The sequence below is a fragment of the bacterium genome, assembly GCA_035945995.1.
GTDB lineage: Bacteria > Sysuimicrobiota > Sysuimicrobiia > Sysuimicrobiales > Segetimicrobiaceae > DASSJF01.
The window spans coordinates 17,438-43,036 of record DASYZR010000135.1; the positions used below are offsets into that span (position 1 = coordinate 17,438).

Below are 25,599 nucleotides of genomic sequence, written 5' to 3' on the forward strand. Positions count from 1 at the left end.
ATGGGCACGTCATAGACGGAGGGCGCGGATGCGCGTTTCGAACTGGGGGATGTTTTTGCTCGCAATCTATCTCATCTTGGTGGGTTTGGAACCGTTCGGGTTGTTTTTCACTCTCGGCCGGCTGACGAGCTACGTGGCGCTGATCGCGGGCGTGCTTCTGTTGATGGAACATTGGCGGCGGTAAGGCGCGAAGGGTAGTGTGCGTGGGCCGCGCGCGCCTCGACGGCGCGCGCGGCCCACGGTTGTTCGGCACGTCACCGCCTTACGGCGCGCGTGTCGATGTCCCGTCTCCCCCAAGGTCCCGCAACGCCGCGTCGACGGTCGGGAAAATCGGGATCATCTTGTCGACGCCGACCACGCGCAGAATCTTGAGGACCATCGCAGAGACAGCGGCCAGCGCGAGCCGCCGTCCCCGGCGCGCGAACGCCCGGTGGGCGTCGAGCATCGCCTTGATGCCGGTCGAATCGATGTAACGGAGCTCGCCGAGATCCAGGATCAGGTGGTCCTCCGTCTCGGCGACGGCGTTCATCTGTCCCGACAGCGTCGAGACGGTCGCGAGGTCCAGTTCCCCCGTGAGCGCCACGCACGCCACACCGCCGAAGTCCCGCCGCCGGCACAGCAGCGTGTTGGACCAATTCGAGCCCCCCGTAGCCATGGCGGTGCTTCTCCCCTCCAGGCGACCACCACTCGCGGTACAATGCGCCGGCGGACGTGACGAGTCCTCCCCGCCGAAATGATTACTTAGCGGCTAAGTCATCACTTCGAGTCTTGTCAACGGCGGACGGAATGGGTAAGTATTTGCTGATGGCGAAGAAGAGAACGAAAAGCACCACCAAGAAAAAGCGCAGCATCTGGGTACGACTGGGACGGAAGGGCGGGAAGGCGAGAGCTGCTCGCCTCTCGGCTGTTGAGCGTCGGCGCATCGCCATGCTCGGCGTCGAAGCGCGTCGCGCCAAGAAGATGGGCAAGACTCCCCCCGGCGAGCCCGCCCTGTAGGGACCCAGTTGTCACTCCCTTCTGCGCACGCCGCCGCGCGGCCGGTGCGGATCACATCTTGAGGTCTGTAGCGTTTTCGCGCGCGTTTGCCTCTTTGCGCCCTCGGCATGTTGACCGCCTCTGGCGCGCCAAGTAAAATGAGCGCGGGGGTCACAGGAGTTCGCCCGATGCCGCGGCCTGTCAGCAGGAGGGTACGCAAGAAACTGGTTAGCATTTGGGCAAAACTCGGAAGCAAAGGAGGCCGTGCCCGCGCCAGGCGTCTCAGCGCAAAGGAACGATACCGCATCGCCATGCTCGGCGTGCAGGCCCGTCTCGCCAAGAGCAGAAAGCGGAAGAAGGCACGATCCCGCCGTAAGTCAGCCGGCGCGAGCCGATCTTAGACCCACCAACCCGTCTGGCCCCGGCGAGGCGCGCCGGGCCCCTCGAGGCTGCCCATAGCCCCTGTAGCGGCAGTTTGAGGCCGTTCGATTGTCCCGTCCGTGATCCTCTTGTATACTCCGGGTTGTCAGGCGGGCCGGCGTAGCTCAGCGGTAGAGCAGCGCATTCGTAATGCGCAGGTCATCGGTTCAAATCCGATCGCCGGCTCCAGTAAAATAAGGATTTTCGAAAACCGCCTGTCGTCCAAAACCCCTCCGTTGGGGCACCCTTGGGGCACCGTTCAGACAGTCCGCCTCGGCCAGTTTCCCGGAGAGCCACGAAAATGAGGGATTCCGACGATCTTTCCGAGATAAGTTTGAGTGGATCTTCTCAAGACAGTTTTCAACGAACGGTCAGCGAACAGGCTCAGGTGCTTCTCAGCAAGCGGCTGATCGGCGCTCACCTCTCCAAGAGACCCGCCCGTAGCACCGTTCCAGCCAGCTGCTCCTGCCCCGCTCGGGTCGGTAGGACTGTGGCGTGGATTCGCACGTGACCGACATGGTGAGTCGGGTCGTGGGCTCGATACTTCCTTCTCCGCGCCCTCATCACCGACCGGCTACCTGAGGGTTGGCGTCTCAAGCTGAAGAAATCGGATACCCTGCGAACCATCTCGAGTTGGTCGCTGTCCTCGCCACTTTGGCCAGCGCTCAACGGAGCCCCTCGAGCGGTTGCAGCGCGATTAGGACAAAAAGCCCGATGCCGAACGACGCGGATGTACGCCGAACGGTCGTGATCACAACTCTCCGTGCCTACGGGGCAGTAGTTGAACGAAACCGACTACCGTGAGGCTGATAACCAGCAACGCGACAACGGATCGACTAAACGCAAGGTCGTAGCCCGCGGCACGGGTTGGGTCCAGCGCCCGGAAGAAGACCGCCCCGATAACGGCGACCCCTAACGCGTTGCCAATCTGCTGGGTCGTCGTCAGCACACCGGATGCGGCTCCGGCATGCTCCGGCATGACACGGACCAGGATGATCGAAACCAGCGGGGCCAGAGCAATCCCCATACCGGCACCTTCGAAGATCAGGCCGGGCACGAGCCACCCGAGGGGCACGCGACCCGGCAGCACTGTCAACGACAATATGCCGAGGCCGGCGGCCATCAAAAGCGCGCCAGTTGAGACGACCTGCCGGCCGAGCCGCCGTGCCAAGCGCGTTGCGATAAGAGATGTAGCCAAGTAACCTCCGCCAATCGCCATGAAGGTCGCCCCAGCCTCCAAGGCACTCAGGCCGCGGCCTTGCTGCATGTACAAGGCAAATATGAGGAAGAACGAGGCAATACCCATCCAGAACACCAACTGGGTCAAGAGCCCTGCGGTAAACGCCCGCTCCTCAAAGAGGGCCGGATTGACCATTGGAGCGCCCCCTCGCTTGTTCAGGGCGCGTTCCCAGGCGGCGAACACAATGAGGAGTAGCGGCGAGGCCAGGAAACTTCGCAACGCCCATATGGGCCAGCCGCGCTGTTGTCCTTGAATGAGCGGCCACAGAAGCGCGAGGAGCGCCACGCTCAGTATGCCGACCCCAACGACATCCAACCTGCTGTGTGTAGGTGGCCGCAACTGCGGGATGACCTTCGGAACAAGCGCCATGGCGGCAAAGCCGATGGGAGCATTGATAAGAAAGCAGGTTCGCCACCCGAGATTGAGAATGTTCGCCTGGATGAGCAGCCCGCCTATCAGTTGCCCGAACACGGCCGCGATACCCAGCGTTAAACCGTAGGCTTGAAACGCCCGGGCGCGCGCCTCACCGGCGAAGATTGTACTGACGATGGCAAGCACTTGCGGACTGAGTAGTGCGGCGGAAGCACCCTGCAATATGCGCGAAAGGACAAGGACAGCCGGATTAGGTGCTAATGCGCAAAGGGTCGAGGTGATCGTGAAGAGGAGAAGCCCCAGGAATAGTACTCGGCGCCTCCCGTAATGGTCACCCAACCGTCCCCCGGTCACCAAGCCACAACCGAATGCCAGGGCATAACCGGCCACAACCCATTCGATCGCAGCTGGTGATGCGCCGAGGTCGTGCTGCATCGACGGGATCGCGACATTGACAATAAAGAAGTCGAGCGTAGACATGAAAGTACCGATCAGTAGGACTGGCAAGATCAGCTCATGCAACGCACCGGTGTCCATTATCTGAGGGGATGTCTTGGACTGCGGGGCCGCCGCAAGGCCCTCGAATGCCGGCGTGCCGGGACGCCGCACGAAGGCCGTTGGTCCCGCGCTCGGATTGGCGTGGCAACTGTTTGCGCGGTCAGGCATCGGGGAATTGATACACGGCCCGCGCGCGGCCGTCATCGCCGAGGATGAGAAAGTCGGTGCCGGCGGATCGGGCTGCTCCGCCGCTTTGCGGTACCATCTCCCAGCGAAACTTCAGCACGCCGTGATGCTGGGCGGGCTCCTCTCGCACGCGGAACCGGTACCCTTCGGCGGCGACCCATCGCGTGTGCGTCCGCGTGATCCGCTCCTCGAGTTGCTCGTACCCGCGCACATAGTACGACGGCGAGGCATGCTCGCCGTCTTCCGGCCAAATCTCTCGAATCGCCGCCCGCCGTCGTCCCACATCGTCTTCATTCCAGACGGCCACGTAGCGTTCTACCAGATCTCTATGAGGTGTTTCCGCCCGTCGGCTCATGCATGGGAGTATACGGTGACCGCGACTGGGCGGTCTTGGAAAATCTTGCGGCCTCCCCGGGCGGCCCTTTGGAACTCTCCGGGGGACACGCCGGCCGCCCGCCGGAACGTTCGGACGAAGTTGGAGAGATCGCCGAACCCGACGTCGGCGGCGACTTCCGTAATCGACGTCGCCCCGGCGGCCAACAGTTGTGCCGCGTGTCGCAGCCTCGCGCGAATCAGATACTGGTGTGGTGTCAGGCTGAGAACGCGGGTGAACAGGCGCAGGAAATGGAACATGCTCAATCCGGCTTCCCGCGCGATTTGTTCAAGGTCGATCGTTTCGCCCGAGTGCGCGTCGATCCAGTACGCTGCCTCGATGGCGCGCCGGCGGTCGCGAGGCGTTGCCTGCAAGGCACGGGGGCTCTCACGCCAAACAGTCCGTGCGACGCGCGCAGCCAGTAGCAGGCCCGCTTCGTCCAGGCCGATATCGCTGTGGCCGTCCGCGGCGGCGACCGCAAGCTCGCCGAACACCGACACGTCCCCGATCGGAGGGAGGCCGTTCGCTCGGCCGAACCACCGTCGGCCGCCGATCGCCGAGACTGCCGAGGCGGAAAATTCGAAGGCAAGGCACTCGTCGCCGAACGAGTCCTCGTGCGTGCAGACATACTCATCGCCTGCTTGGCCGATCAGCACTGACCCGGTTACAAGTTCGGACACCTGCCCGCGGGCGTGATAGGCGAAACTGCCGCGTCGTACGTACGCCACGGTGACGGCCCGGTGCACTGCGGCTAACGGCCGGTCGCCCGGTTTGAGGGCACAGCGGTAATCGATCACAGAAATCGGTCCGGATTGCAACTCGTGAACGATCATGGTTATCTCTTTGATAGCCTAACATACCAGTGAACGTGCCACGCTGACGTCCTCCCCAAAAGGTGGTCCAGTCCCGGGTTCAAAATTTACCTTTTGGGGAGGACGTCAGGGGTTGGAGCTCTTCGACCCTTCTCTGTTCGGCGCTCGAGGATCATCGAAAGCGCGCTGAACTACCACACCCATATCGTTCGAAGCTCACGCTATTCTTCTTTTCGCATCAATGGAGTAAATGTGACTCCGACCAACAATCCTTCCGGCGTGATGAAGCGGCTGACAATCTGGCCCCACGGTTCTTTCTTATTTTTGACGAGCATTCGAAGCCCTCGAGATTCACACTCTGCCGTTGCCTTTTCGACATCGTCAACGTCAAACTCAAGCCACGCTTGTGGCACAGGAATATCCTTGGGCCAAGAATCCGTTCCGAAGCAGGACTGCGCTGCTTGCGAAAGTGGCCACAGGGCGAAACTTTTTGCGCCTCTCAGAGCCTCCGTATGGAGGTAACCGTCATTCTCCTCTTTGAAGCGAATACCGAGGATCTGGTTGTAGAGTTCGCGACTCGCAGTTGCCTCACGGACGATTGGACCAAAACCCGCGATGAACAGTACCTTGATGTTGCCCACCTCGTCCGGAATTTTCATTTCGGCTCTGTCCCCTTCCGTTTGAAGAGCTTCGATCAGTTTCTTTTGACTTGGTGGCCTCAATTATGACGAGACCTGCCCCATGGGGTTGGAGCTGTTCGGCTCGTCTGAGCTCGGCCCTCGCGAACTCCTCCGGCGTGACGTACCCGAGCGCACTGTGCGGCCGGATCCGATTGTAGGTCGTCCGCCCTCGGCCAGTGTCTGCTGTGTGTCGGCGAGATTCAGGAACCAGTGCCATTCAAGTACTCGTCCCGCAGCTTCCCCTGAAACTCTCCACGCACGCGCTCTGGACGGGCTTCCCACGGTCGATAAAGTGGAGCCGCACGCCCTGTTGCCGTCGTCACACTCCTGACGCCAATGGTCGGCGCCATGACACATCTTCTCAAGGTGGCTGGTGGCTGTCTTGAAAAAAACGGACGTTCGGGGGACAATCACCCTATGAATTGTGCTCCTGGTTACCGTGAGTGGGCGGCTCCCGACGCGTTGCAACCGGCAATAGCGTGTCTGTGGATGCGTGTCGTTCCTACGGAAGGCACTCCGCCGACCCTTGTATTACCGGATGGCTGCGTGGACCTGATCTGGCACAAAGGCCGGGTCGCTCATGTGGCCGGACCGGACACCGGCCCAATGCCTACCCCGCTGTTACCGGGGACGATTCTCGTGGGAGCGCGATTTCGTCCGGGCGCCGGCGGACCCGCTCTGGGGATCCCCTTGCACAGCCTTCTGAACCGCCGCGTCGACCTTTCCCACCTCCGTCCGGAGCTTGCCCAGCGGCTGCCGGCGAGTCTGGATTTGTCGAGGGCTATGCAGCTGGTGGCGGAGACTGCATACGAACTCGCAGGCTGGGGCCCACCAGACGTTCTGGTGTGTGAGGCATGCGATCGGCTTGCCCAGCCCAGGGCTCGTGTTGAAGTTCTCGCAACGGAATTCGGGCTAAGCGACCGGCAATTCCGGCGCCGTTTCCAGGCAGCTGTCGGCTATGGCCCGAAGACTCTCCAAAGAGTGCTGCGGTTCCAACGCCTTCTTGCGCACATCGATGCTATGCCAGTCAAGACCGACTTGGCAGGGGTCGCGCTCGACCTCGGCTACACCGACCAGCCGCATCTGACTCGGGAATGCGCGCGCCTTTCCGGCCTCTCGCCCGTAGCGCTCGCGCGGACCCGGGCGCTCCGTTAGCACGTGTCCAGGGCCCGCAACAAGAAATCGACGCCCTAGTGCACCATTGCTGAAGTCCGTTGACGGTACCATTGATGCATCGCCTGCCGGGTGAATGATGGTGCACTAGCCTCCGGTCCCGGAGGGGGCATGCCCGCGCGTATAGGGTTCTAGACTTGATTGACCTACGCGAATCCTGTGACAGCAGGGCCGTGATAAACACGGTCTGCCGGGTCTGGAGTGGCTACCTGGGCGTCGGATTTCTCGTGTCGCCGCGTGGACGTTCCTGCCACGCCCTCAGCACATCCATCGCGATACCTGTGACGGAGTGGACCTGCCGAAGCCCTCACCTTCCCGTCTTTCCGCATGCGCGTCGTTCACGCCGAGCACGCAGACCGCGGGCGGATCGAGGTCGAGGGTCTCGATGCGGATTCGGGAGTAGCCGGCTGCTTCGAGCAGTAATCGGATCTGGTGTGCCGCCCGCTGGGAGGTCTCGCTCGTTGCACCGGGACAACGCGGTTGGGAAGCGATCGCGATCTGCCCCCCGGGTCGCAGTCTCGCCCGCAGCTGCCTCAGCGTCCGGGCGGGGTCGGGCCAGAATCCCATCGAGTTGACGGCCAGGACCGCGTCGAGTGGTTCCCCAAACGTTGGGAGGTCGTCGGCCGAACCCCGCCGGAGATCAACCCGCCCGGCGCGGATAGCGTGCGCGTTGCGCCTGCAGGCCTGGCGGACCATCACCTGCGAGTGATCTACGCCGTAGACGTGGCCGGCGGTAGCAAACCAGCTCAGCTCTTGGATCGCGATGCCCGGCCCGAAGCCGATCTCCAAGACCCGGTCGGTGGGCTGCACATCGAGCAACGAAACCACCCAGCGGTTGCGCTGCCGGTTGGACGGGCGATACGCCATGACCCAGCCGGTAACCCGCCCAACGGTGCCCCGAGGGTGACCAAACTGACCAACGATGGCCGCGATCACGGCCCGCTTCATGGCTATGGCCTGCTCCCGGTGACGAGCCAAGCCCGGGATCCCAGCAGCAGGCCATCAGGCGTGACGTACGGTTCGAGCGCGGACTGGACGGCCTCTGTTACCCGGGCGACCGTCGGCGGGTCGGCGTCTTGGAGCAGGGAGCTCCTGATCCCGGTTGCCTCGAGGAACGCGATCGCGTCGGCGACGCCGGGGCCCATCAGAGCGGCTCGGGCGATTGGCTCGGTGGTGATGTCGCTGAGCGCCGAGGTGCGCAACGCGCTGGCAATCCGGCGGCCGTTACAGATGCCGGCTGGGCGGGATGTTGGCATTCAGGTGAAAGACATTCGTCGGGTCGTAGCGGTCCTTGAGCGCAGTCAGCCGCTGCAAGCGCCCACCGTAGGCGGCCTCCACGCCGGAGGCGCCCTCGTCGGAGAGGAAGTTCGCGTAGACGCCGGTGCTGAACGGCAGCATCGCCTCCCAGCCCTCACGCACCCAGGCGACATGGCGCTGGCTGTCGGCGTCTGCCGGCGGCCAAGCGGCGGCGATGTTGATCTCGAAGCCGACCTCGCGCTCGCCGACCGCCGTTGCCGCCGGGTCGCCGCGGCTCACTGCCCCGCCGATGGTGAACATGACGATCTGCGAGAAGGGGGAGGTGATCGAGGAGATCCGCCTCACGATCTCGTCGATGATCGCATCGGCCAACCTCCGTACGCGATGCGACTTCCAGTAGTAATGCCGGCCGTGCGGGGACCCGTCGTCGAGCATCGATTGCAGCGCGACGTACGGCGTCGGGCGTACCAACTCGGCGACCGGCGAGCCGATCGCCTTCAGTGGCGCAATCGCCTGCGCGCCCGCGTTCGGATCGCCGGCCCAGACGACCATCATGGCCAGCGCCGGCTGTCCATAACGATCTGCGGGCAGAATCGGCATCGGCGGCGCTAGCATGGCGGCCATCGTCATGCCCAGCTCGTCCGGCGCCTCGGAGGCGTAGTCGCGGACGAACCGTAGCACCTCCGGCGCGTCCGCCAGCGGCCATAAGATTGGTCCGCCGAGAACGAGTGGTCCCACCGGGTGGAGCCGATACTCGAAGGATGTGACGATCCCGAAGTTGCCGCCGCCGCCGCGCACTCCCCAGAAGAGGTCCGGCTCGCTTTCGGCGTCGATGTGGATCCGCTCGGCGTCAGCCGTCACCAGATCGACGGACATTAGGTTGTCGACGGTCAGGCCGTACTTGCGCATGAGATGCCCGAGGCCGCCGCCCAGGGTCAGCCCGCCGATCCCAGTGTGGCTGATGACCCCGCCCGTCGTGGCGAGAGCGAACGGCTGAGTGGCGCGGTCGAGCTCGTTCCAGAGGACGCCACCCGCGGCCCGCGCCATGCGCGCCGACGGGTCGACGCGGATCGCCTTCATCAGCGAGAGGTCGATCATGACGCCGCCATCGCAGACGGCGTGACCGGCCACCGCGTGCCCGCCGCCGCGAACAGAGATAAGGAGGTCGCGCTCGCGGGCGAACTGGACGGCGGTCGCTACGTCGTCCGCGCCCGCGCAGCGGGCGATGAGGGCCGGGTAGCGGTCGATGCCACCATTCCAGATGCGCCGGGCTTCGTCGTAACCTTCCTCGCCCGGCCGCAGCAGCGCGCCGCGGAACTGGCCACGTAGGCGTGCTTGTGGTTCGATTATCTCCGCAAATCTCGGCACCATCGGATCTCTCCTTGCGGACCAAGTCTCCATAGCCCGCAGCCTACGCCTTCAAGTACACTTGATGTCAAGATGTTCGATCGATGGTGAAGAAGGAGCTCCAATGCTGACCATCAGTGAGCTGGCCCGTCGCGCCGGGATTGCCCCCTCGGCCCTGCGCTACTACGAGGACCTCGGCCTGCTTCCGACGCCCGCCAGGATCTCAGGGCAACGCCGCTACCCCGAATCGGCAGTCGAGCTCGTCGGGATCATCCTGCTCCTGCGCGACGTCGGGTTCTCGCTCGCCGAGCAGAAGGCATTCATGGCCGCACGGGCGATTGCGCCGAACGAGTGGCGGCGGCTCGCTCGGCGCAAGCTGGCCGAACTCGACGAGCAAATCGCCAAAGCTCGGGCCGCCCGCGAGGCCGTCGACCACGCCCTGCGCTGTCCTCACGAGGACATCCTGCAATGCCCCAACTTCCGCCGCCTCATCACCGCCCGCCTGGCCGGCCAGCCGCTCCACGAAGCCCACTCGCACTAGTGCACCATAGCCCAAGTCCTGAGAGAGAAGCCAGGAGTTCCGGCCATGGGCCCGTATGCTCGGCTCCAAATTCATCGCAGCATACGTCGCAGCAGAGGTCACAGCTTCCATGGACCCAGCAATCGGTATTCGTCGAAAGGGTCCTCCACCTGCGGTCGTCATCGCGCTCACCCCCGAGGAGCGCGCCGCTCTTGAGCATCTCTGCCGGGCCGGCACGACCGAACGCCGGCTGGTCGACCGCGCGCACGTCGTCCGTTCACGTGGTCATTCACCCGGCAGGCGATGCATCAGTGGTACCGTCAAGTCCTCGGGTCACATCCGATCGCTGGCGTGGCGGAGTCCGGTTGAGCTTCAGTTGACTGCCGGCGCCGGTCGCCACGCCAGAAATGCCGGTGAAACCACCTAGCTTCGGGTCAATCGCCAAGCCCTGTGGGCGACGTTCGACTGACCTCTATCGACAAACCGAAGCCGCTTGGGTATAATTCTTGTGTGGTCACGATTCATGCTCGAGGGGTTCGCTTTCGAGTGTACCCTCAAGATCATGGTCGTCGCCACGTCCACGGCCTGTACGGCGGCGTTGCGGTGATCGTGGAGCTTAGACAGGACGGAACGGTCGCTCTCGCAGACCGCAAGGACTCTATTCGGCCGGGCGATGCGAAGCGTAGCGACGTGCGATGGGTGCTGGAGGTGGCCGCGGAGCATTTTGAGCCCCTTGCGGCCGCGTGGGAGAAGATGCACAGATGACACAAGATCGGGTCATTACAACGAATACAGAGATCGATGCCGCCATTGCACAAGCGCGCGCGCAAGAGAATGATCGGCCCCGCGCGATTGAAGCACACTATGACACATCGAGCGATAAAGTTGTCATCCGTCTCGCCTCTGGTGTCGATGTCGCCATTCCTCGCACTAATCTTCAGGGCCTTGAGAGGGCAACGGGCGCCCAAGTGGCTAAGATCGAGCTGGAGGGAGCAGGTTCGGGGCTCCACTGGGCGTCCTTGGATGTCGACCACTATATCCCCGGTCTTCTCGCTGGCGTGTTCGGAACGAAACGCTGGATGCGCGAACTGGGGCGCAAGGGCGGGGCTGTCCGAAGCGCGGCAAAGGCCGCGGCCGCGCGAGCCAATGGCCGCAAGGGTGGCCGTCCTCGCCGGCATACTCGGGCCGTCGCGGTGAGCAGTCTCACCGCACGCCGGAAGCGCAAGCGTGCCGCACGGCACGCGTAATCAAGTGTCGAAGGGCACCAGGGCTGTGTTAACGACGGCTCCCTTCGGACAATAGTCTGAACGTGGTCGGAGGTTGGCCGCGGGGGCTTCGTAATGCGCAGGTCATCGGTTCAAATCCGATCGCCGGCTCCAGTAAAATAAGATAAGATGGAAGGACCGGTCTCCTAGCTCGCAGTCACGAAGATTACGCTGCGAGCGGATCTGCGCACAGCGCAGAGCTTCATACGAGAGGAGGCCGGTCATGACGCAGGATACCATCTTTGTTGGGTTGGATGTGCATAAATCGTCGATCAATGTCGCTGCAGCGGATCGCGACGGTGAAGTACGGTCTTTGGGAGCTGTAGCGAACAGCCCTGAAGCTGTGGCGAAGCTGGTGAAGCGCTTAGGTCCTGCCTCGCGGCTGTCCGCGTGCTATGAAGCGGGGCCATGTGGCTATGTGGTGGCCCGTCAGCTCAACCGGCTTGGTGCAGCGTGTGTCGTGGTGGCTCCCAGTTTGATTCCCCGCAAGCCGGGCGATCGCGTGAAAAATGATCGCCGCGATGCCGTCAAGCTGGCACGGTTACTGCGCAGCGGTGACCTGACTCCAGTATGGATCCCTGATGAAGCCCACGAGGCGTTGCGGGATCTCAGTCGCGCGCGGGGGCACGCCTCTATCGATGTCTTGCGTCACCGCAATCAATTGGGCAAGTTCCTGCTGCGCCTCGGCGTCCGCGCTCCAGAGGAAGGCCGCGCATGGGGCAAAGCGCACCGGGCCTGGCTCCAGTCCCTGCATGTCCCGCACGCGAGTCAGCAGGTCGTGCTTCGCGATTACCTCGCCACGATCGACCAGGCCGAGCAGCGCTTGGAGAACCTGGAAGCTGAGCTTACCTTGCTGGCGGCGCAGACCCCTCACGCGCCGCTGATTGCCGCGCTTCAAGCTCTGCGGGGCGTGGATGTGCTGACGGGGGTCACATTGGTGGCTGAACTGGGCGACTTGCGGCGGTTCCCCTCGCCGCGCGATCTCATGGGCTACACGGGCTTGGTGCCGAGCGAGGATTCCTCTGGGGAGCGGCGCTGGCGTGGGCACATTACCAAGACCGGCAATGCCCATATCCGCCACGCGCTGATCCAAGCCGCCTGGCACTATCGCCATCCGCCGGGCGTGTGGGGCGCGCTCAAGAAGCGCCAAGCGGGCCTTCCCCCCACGGTCCTCGCCATCAGTCGGACCGCCCAGCAGCGCCTTCATCGGCGGTTCCGCCGGCTCGTGTATCGGGGCAAACTGCCTCAGGTCGCTGCCGTGGCCGTCGCGCGGGAGTTGGTGGAGTTTATTTGGGCGGTCGCGCAGGCGATTCCGGCCTAGGTGGCCTTCACGACATCGCGCGATACATGAGGATGGACAGCGCGGGTGCTCAGGACCGGGCCACGGTTGGGAGAATCCTCGGCAAACCCTTTGCGCTCAGGGTTTCGATCCGAACGCGCGCAATAAGAGCGAGGCAGCTCCCGACGGCTCCCTATCATGCGGTGGGATGCATGCATCCTGTGACCCGCGACTACCAGGGTGATCAACCGTCGACAATACGGCCGCATCCTGGCACCCGCGCTGTCCATGCCCGACCACCAACGCGCTATCGCATCAGGTACTTAAGCCGGAAGGATTGAACCAAGGGACTTGACCGGTCCTTCCATACCAGGATTTTCGAAAGTCGCCAGTCGTCCAAAACCCCTCCGTTGGGGCACCCTTGGGGCACCGATCAGACAGCCTGCCTCGGGCATCTTCCGGGGGCGCCCACGATTCATCGCGGACCGATCTCGTGATTGCGGTCGCAACGGACGGCAAGAGTCCCGCTTGTGCTGCGCCTGAGGGGTCCAATCGGCGCCGGCGTAGGACCGGAATATGGGGCGCTGCTCAGCCTCCTCGGTGAGCTCCGGCACGAGAACGTCGCGCATGAGCCGGGACTTCGCGCGCCGGATGGCACTGTGGTATCGTTTCCTCGACCTCGATCTCGCCGAGCACCCCCCGATTGAAACATGCGGCCAGTCGGTCGTACCCTTGGCAGGAGGTGCCGCGCGGGGCCTCCCGACTACCACGCCGCGCTCGACTCCGCTATGATCGGCCCAATCGACAACGCTTTCGGTATTGTCGGCAGGATAAATCATCTTTGTCGGCGTGACATATTGACTTGAGACGGTCTATACATTCGGTCAGCCAGGTGAAGGCATCTTAGAGACAGCACAATTGACGCTCTAGTTGGTGCGAGCGGTGGGCGGCGACGGACACTTCGTCGCCACGAAGGGACATCCTATCGCGAGTGCCAATGACGAAGTAGGCGCCGCGTGAGTGCCATAATTTTCGACCAACGCTCATTCGACCGTACAGGGACGGGGACAGTTCCGGACACGTTTCAGCAGTCGCGAGATGTCCTTGGGGTGATCTTTGTCGGATCGCAAAGAGTTATAGATCTCCGGGCTGTGCAACGTTCTTTGACTACGTTGAGGAACGTTCGCAAGTTTGTCGAAAACATGTCCCCCCTCCATGCGACTGCGACCTCAACGATAGGCCTTGACTCTGGCACGGTCCGGTAAACTACCCCGGTCCGTCTAAGATTCTGTAGCGAGGCGGGCACCAAAGCAACACCTATTCCGGCCGCCACCAAGCTTACTATGGTCTGCATCTGATCGGTTTCTTGTACGACATGTGGTGTGAACCCTGATCGCTGGCAGAGGCGAATGATTTGATCGTAGAGTCCGGGGCCAAGGCGGCGAGGGAAGAGAATGAACGGCTCTCTCGCGAACAATCGCAACGAGGGTGCTGCGTGAGCGGCAAGCGAATGGTGCTCCTCTAATGCCATAACCAGAGCCTCTCGCAGTACCGGAAGTAGACTCAGGACATCGCCGTCGATGGGGGGGCGGAGAAACCCAACATCAATACTGCCACTGCGCAGACTCTCAACCTGACGTTCTGTGCTCAATTCGTGCAACGTCACCGCCACGTCGGGGAAGCGCGTCCGAAACGCTTGGAGGATATCTGGAAGAATACTAAAGGTCGCGGCGTTGACGAACCCGATCACTAGCTTACCTGTTTCTCCGCGGCCGGCTCGCTGTGCAGCCAGCACAGCCCGATCCACGTGATCCATGATCTGTCGTGCTTCGTCCAGAAAGATCCGCCCAGCATCGGTTAACTCGACCCGCCGCTTGGTGCGAAAAAGCAGTTGGGCCCCAACCATTTCTTCAAGGCGGCGGATTTGTAGGCTCAACGGAGGCTGAGCGATGTTCAAGCGCTTCGCCGCGTGACCGAAATGCAATTCCTCGGCGACGGCGATGAAATATCGAAGATGGCGCAAGTTTACGCTCACATTGATACCAAGATGGTATTAATCACAATAACAATTATATTGGACTTCTATAATCTCGATTCCTACTGTGATGTCGTAGGGTATTAGCTCCCGCACGAGCGCAGGCGCCGCGGAGGGGGAATTGGCGAAAACACCGATCGTACTCGATCAGTCGTTGTTCCGAGAAGATCCAGAGGTCGAACTAATCGCCTGGCTTGCGGAGGATGAGACTGTGGTTGAAGCCGACCAGGCCATCGCTCAGATCTCGACGGCGAAGGTCATCGTTGAGATTGCGTCCCCGACCGCAGGGCAGCTCAGGCGCCTGCGGCAGCCTCATGACCTCATCCACGCAGGCGAAGTCATCGGGGTGATCGAGCATGACTGATACTGATCGAATGAACCGGTCGCTGTGGCTTCAGCTTTATGGATCCCAAGCGCTGCGGTTGATGATGTCGATTCGCGAACTTGAAGGACGTCTCGGCGAGTACTCCAAGCGGGGATACATTCGCGGGACGACACATCCTTCCGTCGGCATGGAGGCAGTTGCAGTGGGGATTAGCCTCCAACTGGAACGCGAGGACAAAATCACGAGCACTCACCGCGGTCATGCGCACTGCCTCGCGAAAGGCGCCGATCCAGAGCGAATGCTGGCTGAACTCTTTGGACGGTCCACGGGATATTCCGAGGGCAAGGGTGGGTCCATGCACCTCGCCGTGCGAGAGCTTGGGATCCTGGGGACGAACGGCATCGTGGGCGCCAGCATCGGTCTCGCGACGGGCGCCGCCCTTGCTGCTCAGCAGACCCGGGCGCCATGGATCGCTGTCGCGTACTTTGGCGAAGGCGGCATCAATCAAGGGATCTTTCACGAGTCGCTCAACCTCGCAGCCATCTGGAAATTGCCCTGTGTCTATGTGTGCGAAAACAATCACTTTGCCCAATCATCGCGGGTCGAAGAGATGGCAAGCGTGCCTGATCTGACGGTGAGGGCAGTGGCATACGGGATTCCCGGCACGAACGTTGATGGTATGGATGTCTATGCGGTCTGGAGCGGCGTGCGCCCGGCCATCCTTCGAGCGCGCAAGGGCGAAGGGCCGGCTCTCATTGTGGCCGACACGTATCGATTCCTAGGGCATCATGCGGGCGATACTGAGATCTACCGGACAAACGAGGAGCGCGAGGCATGGCGGGTGCGTGATCCGATTAGCCGCCTCGAAGGGGAACTACTCGACGGTGGCGTCCTGACGGACCACCACCTCGCGGAGTTGCGGGATGATGTGGCACGGATGGTTGCGCGAGCGGAGAAAACTGCTCTTGCGGCGCCCGTCCCGCCTCCGAGCGCGGCCTACACGCAGGTGTATGGGGGTTTCTACGGATGAGTGAAATGACGTTGTGGCGGGCCCTCAACGACGGGCTGCGCTCGGCCATGGCGGAGGACGCTCGGGTCTTTATCATGGGGGAGGAGTTGACCCGTTGGGGCGCAGGTGGTGGCATCCACGGCGTCACGCGTGGCCTGTTGGCCGAGTTTGGCCCCGGGCGGGTTCGGGACACGCCAATCAGTGAGGAGGGCATCCTCGCTGCCGGCGTAGGGGCGGCGTTGTGCGGGTGTCGTCCCGTGGTCGAGATCATGTACTCAGATTTCTCACTACTCGGCTTCGATCCGATCGTCAATCAAGCCGCCAAGATCCGCTACAAATTTGGCGGTCAGTTTGACGTCCCGCTCGTCATTCGAAGCAATACGGGCTGGGGCGCTGGCAAGGCCGCGCAGCACACGCAATCGCTTGAGACCCTCTTTGCGCATATTCCCGGTCTTGAGGTCGTCCTGCCCTCGACTCCGCACGACGCCCGTGGGCTCCTGCGGTCCTCCATCCTCAGTCCCAACCCGACGATCTTTCTAGAACACAAGAACTTGTATAATGTCCGCGGCCTTGTGGACGACACCCCCGTTCCCTTGGGCGTAGGGCGGGTTGCTCGGAAGGGCCGGGATGTCACGATCGTGGCGACCCAATTAATGCTACATCGCAGCATCGCCGTTGCCGACCGCCTCGCTGCTGATGGGATCGACATCGAGATTGTTGATCCGCGAACCTTGTATCCGCTCGATCTCGATACGATCGTGACGTCCGTCCGCCACACTCGCCGCGTTCTCGTCTGTCACGAAGCCCCGGTCCTCTACGGGTTCGGGGCGGAGATTGCGTCGAGCATTACGGAGGCATGCTGGCGGGAGCTCGACGTTCCGGTGCGGCGACTCGGAGGCGCCAGGACGCCGATGCCCTACGCCGCCGAGCTCGAAGATGAGGTCATCCCATCAGAGGCGCGGATTGAGGCAGCGGTGCGCGGCCTGGTGACTGGCAACCGGGCTCGAGCGGAGGATAGTGGAGTGAAGACCTTCGACAAGGATTGAAATTGGGGGGGACCATGCGAAATCCCGTGCACGTGCTCGGGTTTATCGTAGCGATATGCGGATGGTTAGCATCTGCCGCGATCGAACCTTTGCCCGCCAGCAGCGATGTCCGTTCCCCAATTGTAATCATGCAAGACATGTCACCGGTCATCACCTATGATCCTGGCCGGTTCTTCGAGTTCGTCTCCGCTCCTATCATCGCCAATACATACGACACGCTCGTGACGTACGAGCGGGAAAACTACACGCGAGAAGTCCCTCGACTGGCGGAGCAGTGGACCGTGTCAAGGAACGGCCGAGTCTACACGTTTCGGCTGAAGCGTGGCGTGCAATTCGCCAGCGGGAATGAAGTAACGGCGAATGATGTGGTGTGGTCGTTTCAGCGGCTCAAGAACCTAAAGGACAACCCGTCGTTCCTGGCCGATTCCATCGCGGTCATCGACGCTCCGGACAAGTATACTGTTGCGATCAACCTAAGGACACCCGACATTACGTTCTTGTCCCGGCTCACCGCTCCGCAGTTCAGTGTGCTCGACAGCAAGACCGTGGCAGCCCACGGAGGGACCGATGGTTCAGATGCCGCGAAGGGCGATACGGCCACGCCGTGGTTAAACGCGCATTCCGCCGGGAGTGGGCCCTGGATGCTCACCAGCTACAGCCCGTATCAGCGGGCCGTGCTCGAGCCGAATCCGCACTACGCGCGTGGGACTGTCTACGGGGGGAATGTGATCTTTCTGCATGCGAAGGAGCCGGCGGCGAGATTGCTTGCGTTTCGATCGCGGCGAGCTCAGATCGCGCTGGGGTTGCCGATTCAGCAGGCCATCGAGCTGAAGCGATTGAACGGCGTTCACATCCTCGCCGGGAAGTCGTTCAACGCGATCTACGTCGGGATGACAACCAAACCAGAGATATCCCGTCCCCTGAGTGACCCGCGCGTGCGGACGGCGGTCCGATACGCGGTGGATGAGGATGGTATCGTGGACGGTATGCTGCAGGGGCAATCGGAAAAGCCGGCGACGCCCATTCCTGTGGGCATCCTTGGATCAGATCAGATCTTCAACGACCGCATACGGATCCGCCGCGACATCGCAAAGGCAAAAGAGTTGTTGCGGGCCGCAGGTTACCCAACCGGCTTCGCAGTGACCATGAGCTATCCTGGCGGTACAGTGGACTACGGGGTCTCATACGACGCGCTAGCCCCCAAAATCGCCGCGGACTTGAGCGAGGCGGGCATTTCGGTCAAGCTCGACCCCGGGACTCGGCCGAAGGTTCTCGCCGCTTATCGCGCGGGCAGCCTCCCGATGGTCCTGTTCATCCTCGGGCTCGACTATATCGGGCCCAGCGAACCCGCGGAATTTGTCGGCCCAGGCGGGGCAGTCGCCCGCCGCCTGGGGTTCGAAGACCCGCAGCTGCACCAGTTGATTGCCGGAGCATTTGACACCATCAGCAAAGCGAAGTTTGTCGAATCATACCGCGAAATTATCCAACGGGAGTTGGCGAACGGTCCGTTCGCCGTGGTCGCGCAACCCAAATTGCTGATCCCGGTGTGGGATGTGATTCAGGGAGACCGCTTCTCAGCCATCGCGTCCGTCGATCTGACTGGCGTGGCTGTCAAGTAGCAACTACAGCCGAATGTTAAAGCTGACGAGGCTCCAATCGGCGCCGAATTGAAGACAGCGGACACATGGCGCGGTTCATAGCGAAGAGACTGCTCGCATTTCCAGTTCTTCTCTTGGGCATCACGGTACTAACCTTTCTGGTCTCTCACCTGACACCGATCGATCCGGTGGTCGCCAACCTCGGAGATGTGGCCGTCACAAATCCGCAAATCGTCGCCGCCTACCGGGCGCGCTGGGGTCTCGATCGACCTCTTATCGTTCAATACGGCGTCTACGTGACACACTTGATGCGTGGCGAGTTCGGCGTATCGTTGACATCCCGACGTTTCGTCGCCGACGATCTTAAGGAGTATTTCCCTGCGACACTGGAGCTCGCCACGGCGGCGATCATCGTAGCGGCCAGCATCGGTGGGGTTCTGGCGATCCTTGGAACGCTTGCCGGCAGTCGCGGCGTTCGAGTGATCGATCTCCTCGCGTTGGTTCAGGTCAGCATCCCGATCTTCTGGCTCGGGCTTGTCGTGTTGGCCCTCGTTAACCTCTACCTTCCGGCCATTCCGACCCTGGGGCAGTTGGATCCGGGTCTGGTGCCGCCACCTCATGTGACCGGGCTGGTGCTGGTCGATGCCGGTCTGTCAGGGAACTGGGGCGTGTTCAGTAATGCACTCGCTCATCTCTTCATTCCCGCGCTGGTGCTGGCCAGTTACTGGATCGGCGTAATCGCGATCCTTCTACGCGGGAATCTAGCCGACGCACTGTCGGCCGACTACGTGCGGACCGCACGCGGGAAGGGATTGCCGCCACACGCGATCGTGCTACGCCACGCACTGCGGAATGCGGTGTTCCCGGTCTTGACGATCCTGGGCGTTCTGTATGGTCAACTGTTGGGCGGGGCAGTCCTCACTGAGTCGATCTTTTCCTGGCCTGGGTTGGGATTCTATGCTTTCCAGGCCGCCACCAACATCGATTTCCCTGGGATCATGGGTGTCACGCTCATCGTGGCCGGTAGCTTTGCCTCGGTGAACCTGTTGGTGGATCTGTCCTACGCTCTCCTCGATCCTCGGATCCGTTTCGAATGACGGGCGCAAGATTGGGACGAGTCGCCACACAACGGCCCTCAGACGGTGCCCGGATGAGCGTGCTGCTCCGATTGACGGGACTGAGTGTGTTCCTGGGGAACGGGTATCTGGCGGTGGGCATAACGCTGTCAGTGCTTGCGCTTGTGGTTGCTGCGGCCGGTTCCTCGTTCGTCCACCACTCTCCGTATGCACAGGATCTGACCAAAGTGCTGAAGGCGCCGGCGCGCGACCATCCCTTTGGGACAGACGAGTTGGGGAGAGACGTGCTGAGCCGCGTTCTATACGGGGGAAGACTTACGCTTGGTGCCGGGGTTGTCGTCGTCGTTTGCGCGTTTCTGATCGGCTCGACGGTGGGCGCGCTCAGCGGATATATCGGCGGCGGCGTCGACGACATCGTCATGCGGTTCACCGATTTGATCTTGAGCTTTCCATCCATAGTCTTGGCAATGGCGATCGCCGCCGGGCTCGGGCCGAGCGTTGCCCACGCGATCTTATCGCTGACCGTGGTATGGTGGCCGGTCTATGCCCGAGTCACCCGCGGAGAGGTACTTCGCACGCGGAGTCTTGACTATGTCGAAGCGAGCAGAGCGTTGGGCGCGCGCGACGGCCGAATCTTAACGCGGACCGTCCTCCCAAATATCATGGTTGTTCCGGTCAGTCTAATCCCCTTGGACCTCGGCCGCGTCCTGAGTAACCTGGCCGGCTTGTCATTCCTCGGACTGGGCGCGCGGCCTCCGGCCGCCGAGTGGGGAGCGATGCTCAACGAGGCCCGAATCGCCCCCACCGAGTGGTGGCTCAGTCTCTTTCCGGGAATAGCCCTAACCTTCAGCATTCTGGGGTTCAACATGCTCGGCGTCGGACTTCGCCGCCGGAACTTGTCGCGATTGACCCTAAGTTGATCGTCCACCGAACCCCTGTGGCGAGAGAGACAAGTCCGCCAAGAGCAAGGAGGGATAGCACAAATGGAATTTCAGCCCGTCGATTCTCTCAAACTCCCACGGTTCGCCGGCATCCCAACGTTCTTTCGCCTGCCCCATATCGAGGATCCGCGGGGTCTCGACGTGGCCATCTTCGGCGTGCCCTTTGATGGTGGACAAAGCTATCGCACGGGGTCACGGTTCGCCCCGGCGGAGGTTCGCCGGATGTCTGCAGCCGTAATCAAACCGTTCCATCCCTCCTTCAATGTGAGTCCGTATGATGTCCTTAAGATCGCGGACCTCGGCGACAGTCCGATCAATCCTCTCGACCCGGCAGTGTCGAGACAGTTGATCCAAGACACGGTCGCAAAGATTGTGGACGCCGGCGTACTGCCGGTCGCCGTGGGCGGCGACCACTCGATCTCCCTGCCGATCTTGCGTGCCGCTGCCAAGACTCACGGTCCTTTGGGACTGATTCAGGTGGACTCGCATGTGGATACTGGAGATGAATACTTCGGGAGCAAGTACGGCAACGGAACACCCTTCCGCCGAGCCGTGGAAGAGGGCCTGATCGATCCGCGAAAGTGGGCGCAGATTGGCATCCGTGGTCCTGTGTACGGAGACGAGGAGTTCAGTTTCATTCGCGAGCACGGGGTTCGGAGCCTAACCATGGATGAGGTTTCAAGAAATGGGCTCGACTGGGTGGCGCAGCAACTGGTCTGGCTGAAAGACACCAAGTGTTATGTCACGTTCGACATCGACGCGATCGACATCGCGTTTGCCCCGGCCACGACATCGCCCGTCCCCGGGGGGCTGACAAGCCGTGAAGCACTCGTGTTGATGAGGCATCTTGTCGACTTTCCATCCATCGTGGGATTTGATCTTGTCGAGGTCCAACCCATGTATGATGTGGCCAGCATCACCTCAATCCTTGCTTCACTGCTTATTTTTGAGTTTCTCTGCACTCGGGCCGTCGTTCGTCGTGACGACGGTCGGCGCGTCAGGTGAAAATCCGGCGTCTCGCGCGCGAGGGCGACTGCTTGCGATGAAAGCTCCACAGAAAGAGGAGGACTGTTAAGGTGAAGGAATTCGCTCGTACGGCGACCGACGGGATCATCTACGTCAATGGTCGGTTTTTTCCGCGTGATCAGGCGGCTATCTCAGTCTTCGATCATGGCCTCTTACACGGCGACGGAGTCTTCGATACCCTTATGGCCTGGAAGGGAGCCATCTTCAAATTGGATCAACATCTCGATCGCTTGTTTCGCTCCGCCCGAGCGGTGAAGATTCGGCCCCCGCTGGACAAGGAACGGATTCGGGACGTGATCACGGAAGCAATCCGGATGGCCCGACTTGAGAACGTCTACATCAAATGCATTATGACGCGAGGAACCAGCCCGGCCCCATATATGGACCTGTTGCGTTCCGTCCCGAGCCTGATCGTCATTGCCGTGCCGTACCCGGAGAAGGCTAACCCGTTCGTGGACAGGCCGGGCGTTCGCGCCACGATCGCATCGATCCGGCGGACCCCGGACGATGTGTTCGACTCAAGGATCAAGAGCCTGAACTACTTGCCGTTTGCGCTCGCCCGGCTTGAGGCGCTCGAGGCCGGATACGATGAAGCACTCATGCTGGATGTCGATGGATGCGTATGCGAAGCTCCCGGCTGGAACATTTTCGTGGTCCGCGGAGGCGAGGTGATTACCCCCGGCCGCTCGATCCTCGAGGGGATAACTCGCGAGACGGTCATTGAGATTTGCAAGAGGCTCTCCATTCCCTGTCGGATAGGCGTGATCACCTCATACGATTGCTGGGTGGCGGACGAGGCGTTTCTCACCAGTACCGTAGGTGGTTTGCTGCCGCTCAGCGAGGTGGACGGCAGACCGATCGGCACTGGTGAGCCCGGACCGATTTTCCGTGCCATTAGGACGGAGTTTCGCGCGATGCTGGAGGGAGGAGAGCATTGCACAAAGGTCTGAGGTGTCGGTGTGCCGGTGAGAACACCCAGTACTGCGATGGTCGTATGTCGCGTGGAGAGTGGCGCTGGCTCGGAAGCGAGACCATGGCCAGACCGGCAGCATAAGAACGGGCAGTATCGGAACGCAATGCGACTAACAATCCACCGGCGGGGAAAGGAAGACCGACATCAACGTTGCCGTTTCGCAGACTCTGGACTTCGGTGGCATTGTGCTGAAGCGCGTCCGAAACGGCAGGAAGAATGTCCGGAAGAATACTGAGGGTTGGCAGATTGACAAGCCCGACGACCGTCTCTCTGGTCTCACCGAGGCCTGCTCGCTAGTAACCAAGATAATGCCATAGATCCACAATAAAAGAACGACATTTTCGTAGCGTCGAGAAGCATTTCGCAATAATTCAGTGATTCAATCGAATTTATCGATGATTTCACCATAATTACTGATTTGACTCTCTATCGGATTGCGTCTATAAATAGGTTAAACCAATATGGTTAGACCAATTGTTAGAGGGACACTAGACCACACTCTGGAGGGCCTGAAACACGTCCTTTCGGAAGTGGGGACTTCCACTGGATCCAACGCTCGTTTGCCCACCGAACGAGAACTCGCCGATGCGTTGGGTGTTAACCGCACCTCTCTTCGGGAACGTCTCGCGGCGCTCGAAAGCCTCGGCCTAATTCGGCGAACACAGGGGAGCGGAACGTATCTTTCGATGCCGGATCCTGCGTTCGTTCAGCTCTACTTCGAAATGGCGCTGAAACTCCACTACTTCACGCTTGAGCAGCTTGAACAAGCCCGCGAGCTCCTCGAACGTGAACTGGCGTATGCCGCCGCGCAGCACGCAACGCCCGAGGATGCCGCCGCGCTGAGCCGTGCAGCGGCGCGGCTCGGCGCGGCCGAGACGGCGGAGGAGGGCGCTGTAGCGGACTACGACTTCCACCTTGCGCTAGCCCGAGCATCGCATAACCCCGTGTTGTTGTTGATAATCGAAGGACTCGCTTCTGTGCTTTTGCCGGTGCTCCAGTATCGCAACCGAGTGGCTCACATGTCACCCGAAGCCGATGCCCGGTTGACGGCCGTCCATTTTCCCATCCTCGAGGCAGTCCGCGCTCACGACCCAGCGGCGGCCGCCGGTGCCGTCGATGCGCATTTCCGAGCGTGGAATGAGGAATACGCGAGAGCATTTCCGGAGGCTCCCGATGAGTTTCAGTCCACGTCGGACTAGCTCAGGGGCACTCTCGCTGGGGCTGGCGTTTACACCACTGTCGGGGGGGAGGTTCGCTTCCGCATGTTACCTGTGAGCGAGCAGGAACGCGTTCCCAAGGTATCGTCGTCAGAACGGGTTGTGTTCTTGAACGACAAGTTTGTCGCGGAACACGAGGCGGCTCTTTCGATTTTTGATCGCGGCGTGCTATACGGTGACGCCGTGTTCGAGACGGCGTTCGCCTGGGACGGCAGGATTTTCAAGCTGGATCGGCACCTTGAGCGCCTGCGGCAATCGCTTCAGGTCGTCTGCATCGAACTGCCGATGACGTTCACCGCGCTACGGGAGGCTATCGTCGAGACCGTCCGCCGCAACCAACTCCAGAATGCCTACATCAAGTGGCTGGTGACCCGCGGGACCGGCCCGATGCTCTCCTTCGATCTACGCAAGTGCGAGCCGAGTGTGATCGTCTTTGCGCGAGACTACCTCTACCTCATGGATCCCGCGAAGGCGGCTCAGGGGATTTCCGTCAACATCCCCAAAACGAGACGGATTCCTCAGGAGTGCCTAGACCCGCGCGTCAAGAGCGTCAACTACCTGAGTTTCGTCGTGGCGCGAATTGAGGCGACCCGCGCCGGATACGATGAAACGATTTTGCTCGACATGGCTGGACGATTGACGGAAGCCTCCGGGTACAACCTTTTTGTCGTCAAGAACGGCGGGATTGCCACGCCGTCGGAGGGAGTCCTCGAGGGCGTGACGCGGGAGACCATCCTCGATCTCTGCGCCGAGTTGCGCATCCCAGCGACGGCCCGGTCGCTCACTCCCTACGACGCGTACACGGCGGACGAGGTGTTCCTGACCAGTACGGCCGGCGGGCTGGTACCGGTTCGGGCGATTGACGGTCGCCAGGTGGGCACCGGACAACCCGGGCCGGTCTTCTACCGGCTTAAGGACGCATACGAGGCACTGATCGCGAGCGGCACTCACGGTACGCCAATTTATTCCTAACGTTGGGCCCAACGGGAGCAGAGGCCACCGCGTTTTCGCATCGTTATCGAGCGGAGGAACGATTGTTAGATGTGAGAGGGGGCGATGAAATGGATCTGCGGCTACGAAGACTGGCCCTGAGGACTCTGCTCGTAACTGGGATCCTCGCAATGGGCTCGTTATTGGCGTTTGCCAGCGTAGTAGACGAATTCGGGACCTCGGGACCCATTCTCGGAGTTTCCTTCACCGGCGGCGACGGGTCGTACAAGCGCGCGGTACAAAATGGAGTCAGGCTCATTATTGCCTCCGATTTTCCCTGGACATACCAGGACCCCAAGACTCACGAGTTTGCCGGAATCGACGTCGACGTTCTAAGGGACGCCGTCCGACGCCTGGGAATCTCGAAGGTGTCGATTCAGCTGGTGGCCCCCGATGCGATGGTTCCGACGCTCCTGTCCAACCGTGGCGATGTCATAGGCGATAATATTCACGAGAATCCGAAGCGGTTGAAGGTAATTGCATTTACCGGCCCAGCCTACTGGTACGGCGGCGGTGTCGCCGTCTTCAAAGGCAACCCGAAAAGTGTTCACTCTTGGGCGGATCTCTCCGGAAAGGTTGTTTCCACATATCGGGGCACATTCTATCAGCCCATCTTAGAGGCGCGAAAAGACATCAAAGAAATAAAGCTGTATACGACGAGTGAAGCAGAATTCGCGGATCTCTCGGCGGGGCGCATCGATGTGGCGGTTGACGATTTCATGAAGATCAAGCAAGTGATCAAAAACAACCCGGGCCTCAATATCGAACTGACGGATGTACGCATCCCACCCGCGCAGGAACTGGGCTACGCGCGCTATGCTCTTCGCAAACAAGATGTGGACCTCAACTCGGCGCTCTCTCGAGCGCTTGAAGAGATGCGGGCCGATGGCACGATCATGAAGTTCATCGTGAAGGGTGGATTGCCCGCCAGCTACGTTTTCAATTATCCCGTCCCGACTCAGTAGA

Annotated in this window: 25 protein-coding genes and 1 tRNA gene; 17 read left to right on the forward strand and 9 right to left on the reverse strand. The window is 61.4% G+C overall.

Annotated features, from left to right (window positions below):
- The first annotated feature begins 28 nt into the window (after positions 1-28).
- Positions 29-184: a hypothetical protein gene (locus VGZ23_15315; protein HEV2358961.1), complete on the forward strand. Its 156-nt coding sequence runs from the start codon at positions 29-31 to the stop codon at positions 182-184.
- Positions 185-262: 78 nt separating this feature from the next.
- On the opposite strand, the gene VGZ23_15320 is transcribed toward VGZ23_15315, so the two are convergent.
- Entirely contained in the window at positions 263-655 is a 393-nt protein-coding gene (locus VGZ23_15320; GenBank protein HEV2358962.1) for an STAS domain-containing protein, read from the reverse strand.
- 131 nt (positions 656-786) lie between these two features.
- On the opposite strand from VGZ23_15320, the gene VGZ23_15325 reads away from it, so the two are divergent.
- Both VGZ23_15325 and VGZ23_15330 read left to right on the forward strand, forming a co-directional pair.
- Positions 787-996 (forward strand): hypothetical protein, encoded by a 210-nt coding sequence (locus VGZ23_15325; GenBank protein ID HEV2358963.1) that lies wholly within the window; start codon positions 787-789, stop codon positions 994-996.
- A 513-nt stretch (positions 997-1,509) separates the two neighbouring features.
- A tRNA-Thr gene (locus VGZ23_15330) sits at positions 1,510-1,584 on the forward strand.
- Between the two features lie 562 nt (positions 1,585-2,146).
- Here VGZ23_15330 and VGZ23_15335 read toward each other — a convergent pair.
- The 7 genes from VGZ23_15335 to VGZ23_15365 all read right to left on the reverse strand — a co-directional run bounded on the left by VGZ23_15335 (position 2,147) and on the right by VGZ23_15365 (position 9,354).
- Positions 2,147-3,544 carry an MFS transporter gene (locus tag VGZ23_15335; GenBank protein ID HEV2358964.1) on the reverse strand — a complete coding sequence of 466 codons (1,398 nt, stop codon included), beginning with the start codon at positions 3,542-3,544 and terminating at the stop codon, positions 2,147-2,149.
- Positions 3,545-3,665: 121 nt separating this feature from the next.
- Entirely contained in the window at positions 3,666-3,974 is a 309-nt protein-coding gene (locus VGZ23_15340; protein HEV2358965.1) for a nuclear transport factor 2 family protein, read from the reverse strand.
- 68 nt (positions 3,975-4,042) lie between these two features.
- Complete coding sequence (locus VGZ23_15345; GenBank protein HEV2358966.1) at positions 4,043-4,897, reverse strand: AraC family transcriptional regulator; 855 nt, start codon at positions 4,895-4,897, stop codon at positions 4,043-4,045.
- Positions 4,898-5,097: 200 nt separating this feature from the next.
- Positions 5,098-5,535 (reverse strand): VOC family protein, encoded by a 438-nt coding sequence (locus tag VGZ23_15350; GenBank protein HEV2358967.1) that lies wholly within the window; start codon positions 5,533-5,535, stop codon positions 5,098-5,100.
- A 1,452-nt stretch (positions 5,536-6,987) separates the two neighbouring features.
- Positions 6,988-7,665 carry a class I SAM-dependent methyltransferase gene (locus VGZ23_15355; protein HEV2358968.1) on the reverse strand — a complete coding sequence of 226 codons (678 nt, stop codon included), beginning with the start codon at positions 7,663-7,665 and terminating at the stop codon, positions 6,988-6,990.
- 14 nt (positions 7,666-7,679) lie between these two features.
- The gene (locus tag VGZ23_15360) at positions 7,680-7,931 is read right to left on the reverse strand and encodes a hypothetical protein (protein ID HEV2358969.1); all 252 of its coding nucleotides are present in this window, start codon (positions 7,929-7,931) and stop codon (positions 7,680-7,682) included.
- A 22-nt stretch (positions 7,932-7,953) separates the two neighbouring features.
- A complete protein-coding gene (locus tag VGZ23_15365) occupies positions 7,954-9,354 on the reverse strand; it encodes an FAD-binding oxidoreductase (GenBank protein HEV2358970.1) in 1,401 nt (466 codons plus the stop codon).
- 103 nt (positions 9,355-9,457) lie between these two features.
- Between VGZ23_15365 and VGZ23_15370 the strand changes: the two genes are divergently transcribed.
- From VGZ23_15370 to VGZ23_15380, 3 genes are all read left to right on the forward strand, one after another.
- Complete coding sequence (locus VGZ23_15370) at positions 9,458-9,874, forward strand: MerR family transcriptional regulator (GenBank protein ID HEV2358971.1); 417 nt, start codon at positions 9,458-9,460, stop codon at positions 9,872-9,874.
- A gap of 740 nt (positions 9,875-10,614) precedes the next feature.
- Entirely contained in the window at positions 10,615-11,100 is a 486-nt protein-coding gene (locus VGZ23_15375; protein ID HEV2358972.1) for a DUF2442 domain-containing protein, read from the forward strand.
- Positions 11,101-11,341: 241 nt separating this feature from the next.
- A complete protein-coding gene (locus tag VGZ23_15380) occupies positions 11,342-12,439 on the forward strand; it encodes an IS110 family transposase (protein HEV2358973.1) in 1,098 nt (365 codons plus the stop codon).
- A 1,042-nt stretch (positions 12,440-13,481) separates the two neighbouring features.
- Here VGZ23_15380 and VGZ23_15385 read toward each other — a convergent pair.
- A complete protein-coding gene (locus VGZ23_15385) occupies positions 13,482-14,432 on the reverse strand; it encodes a LysR substrate-binding domain-containing protein (GenBank protein HEV2358974.1) in 951 nt (316 codons plus the stop codon).
- 121 nt (positions 14,433-14,553) lie between these two features.
- On the opposite strand from VGZ23_15385, the gene VGZ23_15390 reads away from it, so the two are divergent.
- The 11 genes from VGZ23_15390 (at position 14,554) to VGZ23_15440 (ending at position 25,598) form a co-directional block, all read left to right on the forward strand.
- Entirely contained in the window at positions 14,554-14,796 is a 243-nt protein-coding gene (locus VGZ23_15390; GenBank protein ID HEV2358975.1) for a biotin/lipoyl-containing protein, read from the forward strand.
- A 10-nt stretch (positions 14,797-14,806) separates the two neighbouring features.
- On the forward strand, positions 14,807-15,787 hold the full coding sequence (locus VGZ23_15395) for a thiamine pyrophosphate-dependent dehydrogenase E1 component subunit alpha (GenBank protein HEV2358976.1): 981 nt from the start codon (positions 14,807-14,809) through the stop codon (positions 15,785-15,787).
- Positions 15,784-16,812, forward strand: a complete 1,029-nt coding sequence (locus VGZ23_15400; protein HEV2358977.1) for an alpha-ketoacid dehydrogenase subunit beta — start codon at positions 15,784-15,786, stop codon at positions 16,810-16,812. The genes VGZ23_15395 and VGZ23_15400 overlap by 4 nt, the downstream gene beginning before the upstream one ends.
- Positions 16,813-16,949: 137 nt before the next feature.
- A complete protein-coding gene (locus tag VGZ23_15405) occupies positions 16,950-18,431 on the forward strand; it encodes an ABC transporter substrate-binding protein (protein ID HEV2358978.1) in 1,482 nt (493 codons plus the stop codon).
- A 65-nt stretch (positions 18,432-18,496) separates the two neighbouring features.
- Positions 18,497-19,507: an ABC transporter permease gene (locus VGZ23_15410; protein ID HEV2358979.1), complete on the forward strand. Its 1,011-nt coding sequence runs from the start codon at positions 18,497-18,499 to the stop codon at positions 19,505-19,507.
- Positions 19,508-19,560: 53 nt separating this feature from the next.
- Positions 19,561-20,406 (forward strand): ABC transporter permease, encoded by an 846-nt coding sequence (locus VGZ23_15415; GenBank protein ID HEV2358980.1) that lies wholly within the window; start codon positions 19,561-19,563, stop codon positions 20,404-20,406.
- 63 nt (positions 20,407-20,469) lie between these two features.
- Positions 20,470-21,432, forward strand: coding sequence for an agmatinase (gene speB / locus VGZ23_15420; protein ID HEV2358981.1), 963 nt, complete (start codon positions 20,470-20,472; stop codon positions 21,430-21,432).
- Positions 21,433-21,503: 71 nt separating this feature from the next.
- The gene (locus VGZ23_15425; GenBank protein ID HEV2358982.1) at positions 21,504-22,403 is read left to right on the forward strand and encodes an aminotransferase class IV; all 900 of its coding nucleotides are present in this window, start codon (positions 21,504-21,506) and stop codon (positions 22,401-22,403) included.
- A gap of 583 nt (positions 22,404-22,986) precedes the next feature.
- On the forward strand, positions 22,987-23,625 hold the full coding sequence (locus tag VGZ23_15430; GenBank protein ID HEV2358983.1) for an FCD domain-containing protein: 639 nt from the start codon (positions 22,987-22,989) through the stop codon (positions 23,623-23,625).
- A 63-nt stretch (positions 23,626-23,688) separates the two neighbouring features.
- The gene (locus tag VGZ23_15435) at positions 23,689-24,615 is read left to right on the forward strand and encodes an aminotransferase class IV (protein ID HEV2358984.1); all 927 of its coding nucleotides are present in this window, start codon (positions 23,689-23,691) and stop codon (positions 24,613-24,615) included.
- Between the two features lie 89 nt (positions 24,616-24,704).
- Positions 24,705-25,598, forward strand: a complete 894-nt coding sequence (locus VGZ23_15440) for a transporter substrate-binding domain-containing protein (GenBank protein HEV2358985.1) — start codon at positions 24,705-24,707, stop codon at positions 25,596-25,598.
- The last annotated feature ends 1 nt before the right edge of the window (position 25,599 follow it).

Coding starts and splice junctions, on each gene's coding strand:
- VGZ23_15435 (HEV2358984.1), top strand. CDS start 23,689: ATGTTACCTGTGAGCGAGCAGGAACGCGTTCCCAAGGTATCGTCGTCA.
- VGZ23_15345 (HEV2358966.1), bottom strand. CDS start 4,897: ATGATCGTTCACGAGTTGCAATCCGGACCGATTTCTGTGATCGATTAC.
- VGZ23_15350 (HEV2358967.1), bottom strand. CDS start 5,535: ATGAAAATTCCGGACGAGGTGGGCAACATCAAGGTACTGTTCATCGCG.
- VGZ23_15380 (HEV2358973.1), top strand. CDS start 11,342: ATGACGCAGGATACCATCTTTGTTGGGTTGGATGTGCATAAATCGTCG.
- VGZ23_15320 (HEV2358962.1), bottom strand. CDS start 655: ATGGCTACGGGGGGCTCGAATTGGTCCAACACGCTGCTGTGCCGGCGG.
- VGZ23_15440 (HEV2358985.1), top strand. CDS start 24,705: ATGGATCTGCGGCTACGAAGACTGGCCCTGAGGACTCTGCTCGTAACT.
- VGZ23_15325 (HEV2358963.1), top strand. CDS start 787: ATGGGTAAGTATTTGCTGATGGCGAAGAAGAGAACGAAAAGCACCACC.
- VGZ23_15395 (HEV2358976.1), top strand. CDS start 14,807: ATGAACCGGTCGCTGTGGCTTCAGCTTTATGGATCCCAAGCGCTGCGG.
- VGZ23_15400 (HEV2358977.1), top strand. CDS start 15,784: ATGAGTGAAATGACGTTGTGGCGGGCCCTCAACGACGGGCTGCGCTCG.
- VGZ23_15375 (HEV2358972.1), top strand. CDS start 10,615: ATGACACAAGATCGGGTCATTACAACGAATACAGAGATCGATGCCGCC.
- VGZ23_15405 (HEV2358978.1), top strand. CDS start 16,950: ATGTCACCGGTCATCACCTATGATCCTGGCCGGTTCTTCGAGTTCGTC.
- VGZ23_15410 (HEV2358979.1), top strand. CDS start 18,497: ATGGCGCGGTTCATAGCGAAGAGACTGCTCGCATTTCCAGTTCTTCTC.
- speB (HEV2358981.1), top strand. CDS start 20,470: ATGGAATTTCAGCCCGTCGATTCTCTCAAACTCCCACGGTTCGCCGGC.
- VGZ23_15415 (HEV2358980.1), top strand. CDS start 19,561: ATGAGCGTGCTGCTCCGATTGACGGGACTGAGTGTGTTCCTGGGGAAC.
- VGZ23_15315 (HEV2358961.1), top strand. CDS start 29: ATGCGCGTTTCGAACTGGGGGATGTTTTTGCTCGCAATCTATCTCATC.
- VGZ23_15335 (HEV2358964.1), bottom strand. CDS start 3,544: ATGGACACCGGTGCGTTGCATGAGCTGATCTTGCCAGTCCTACTGATC.
- VGZ23_15370 (HEV2358971.1), top strand. CDS start 9,458: ATGCTGACCATCAGTGAGCTGGCCCGTCGCGCCGGGATTGCCCCCTCG.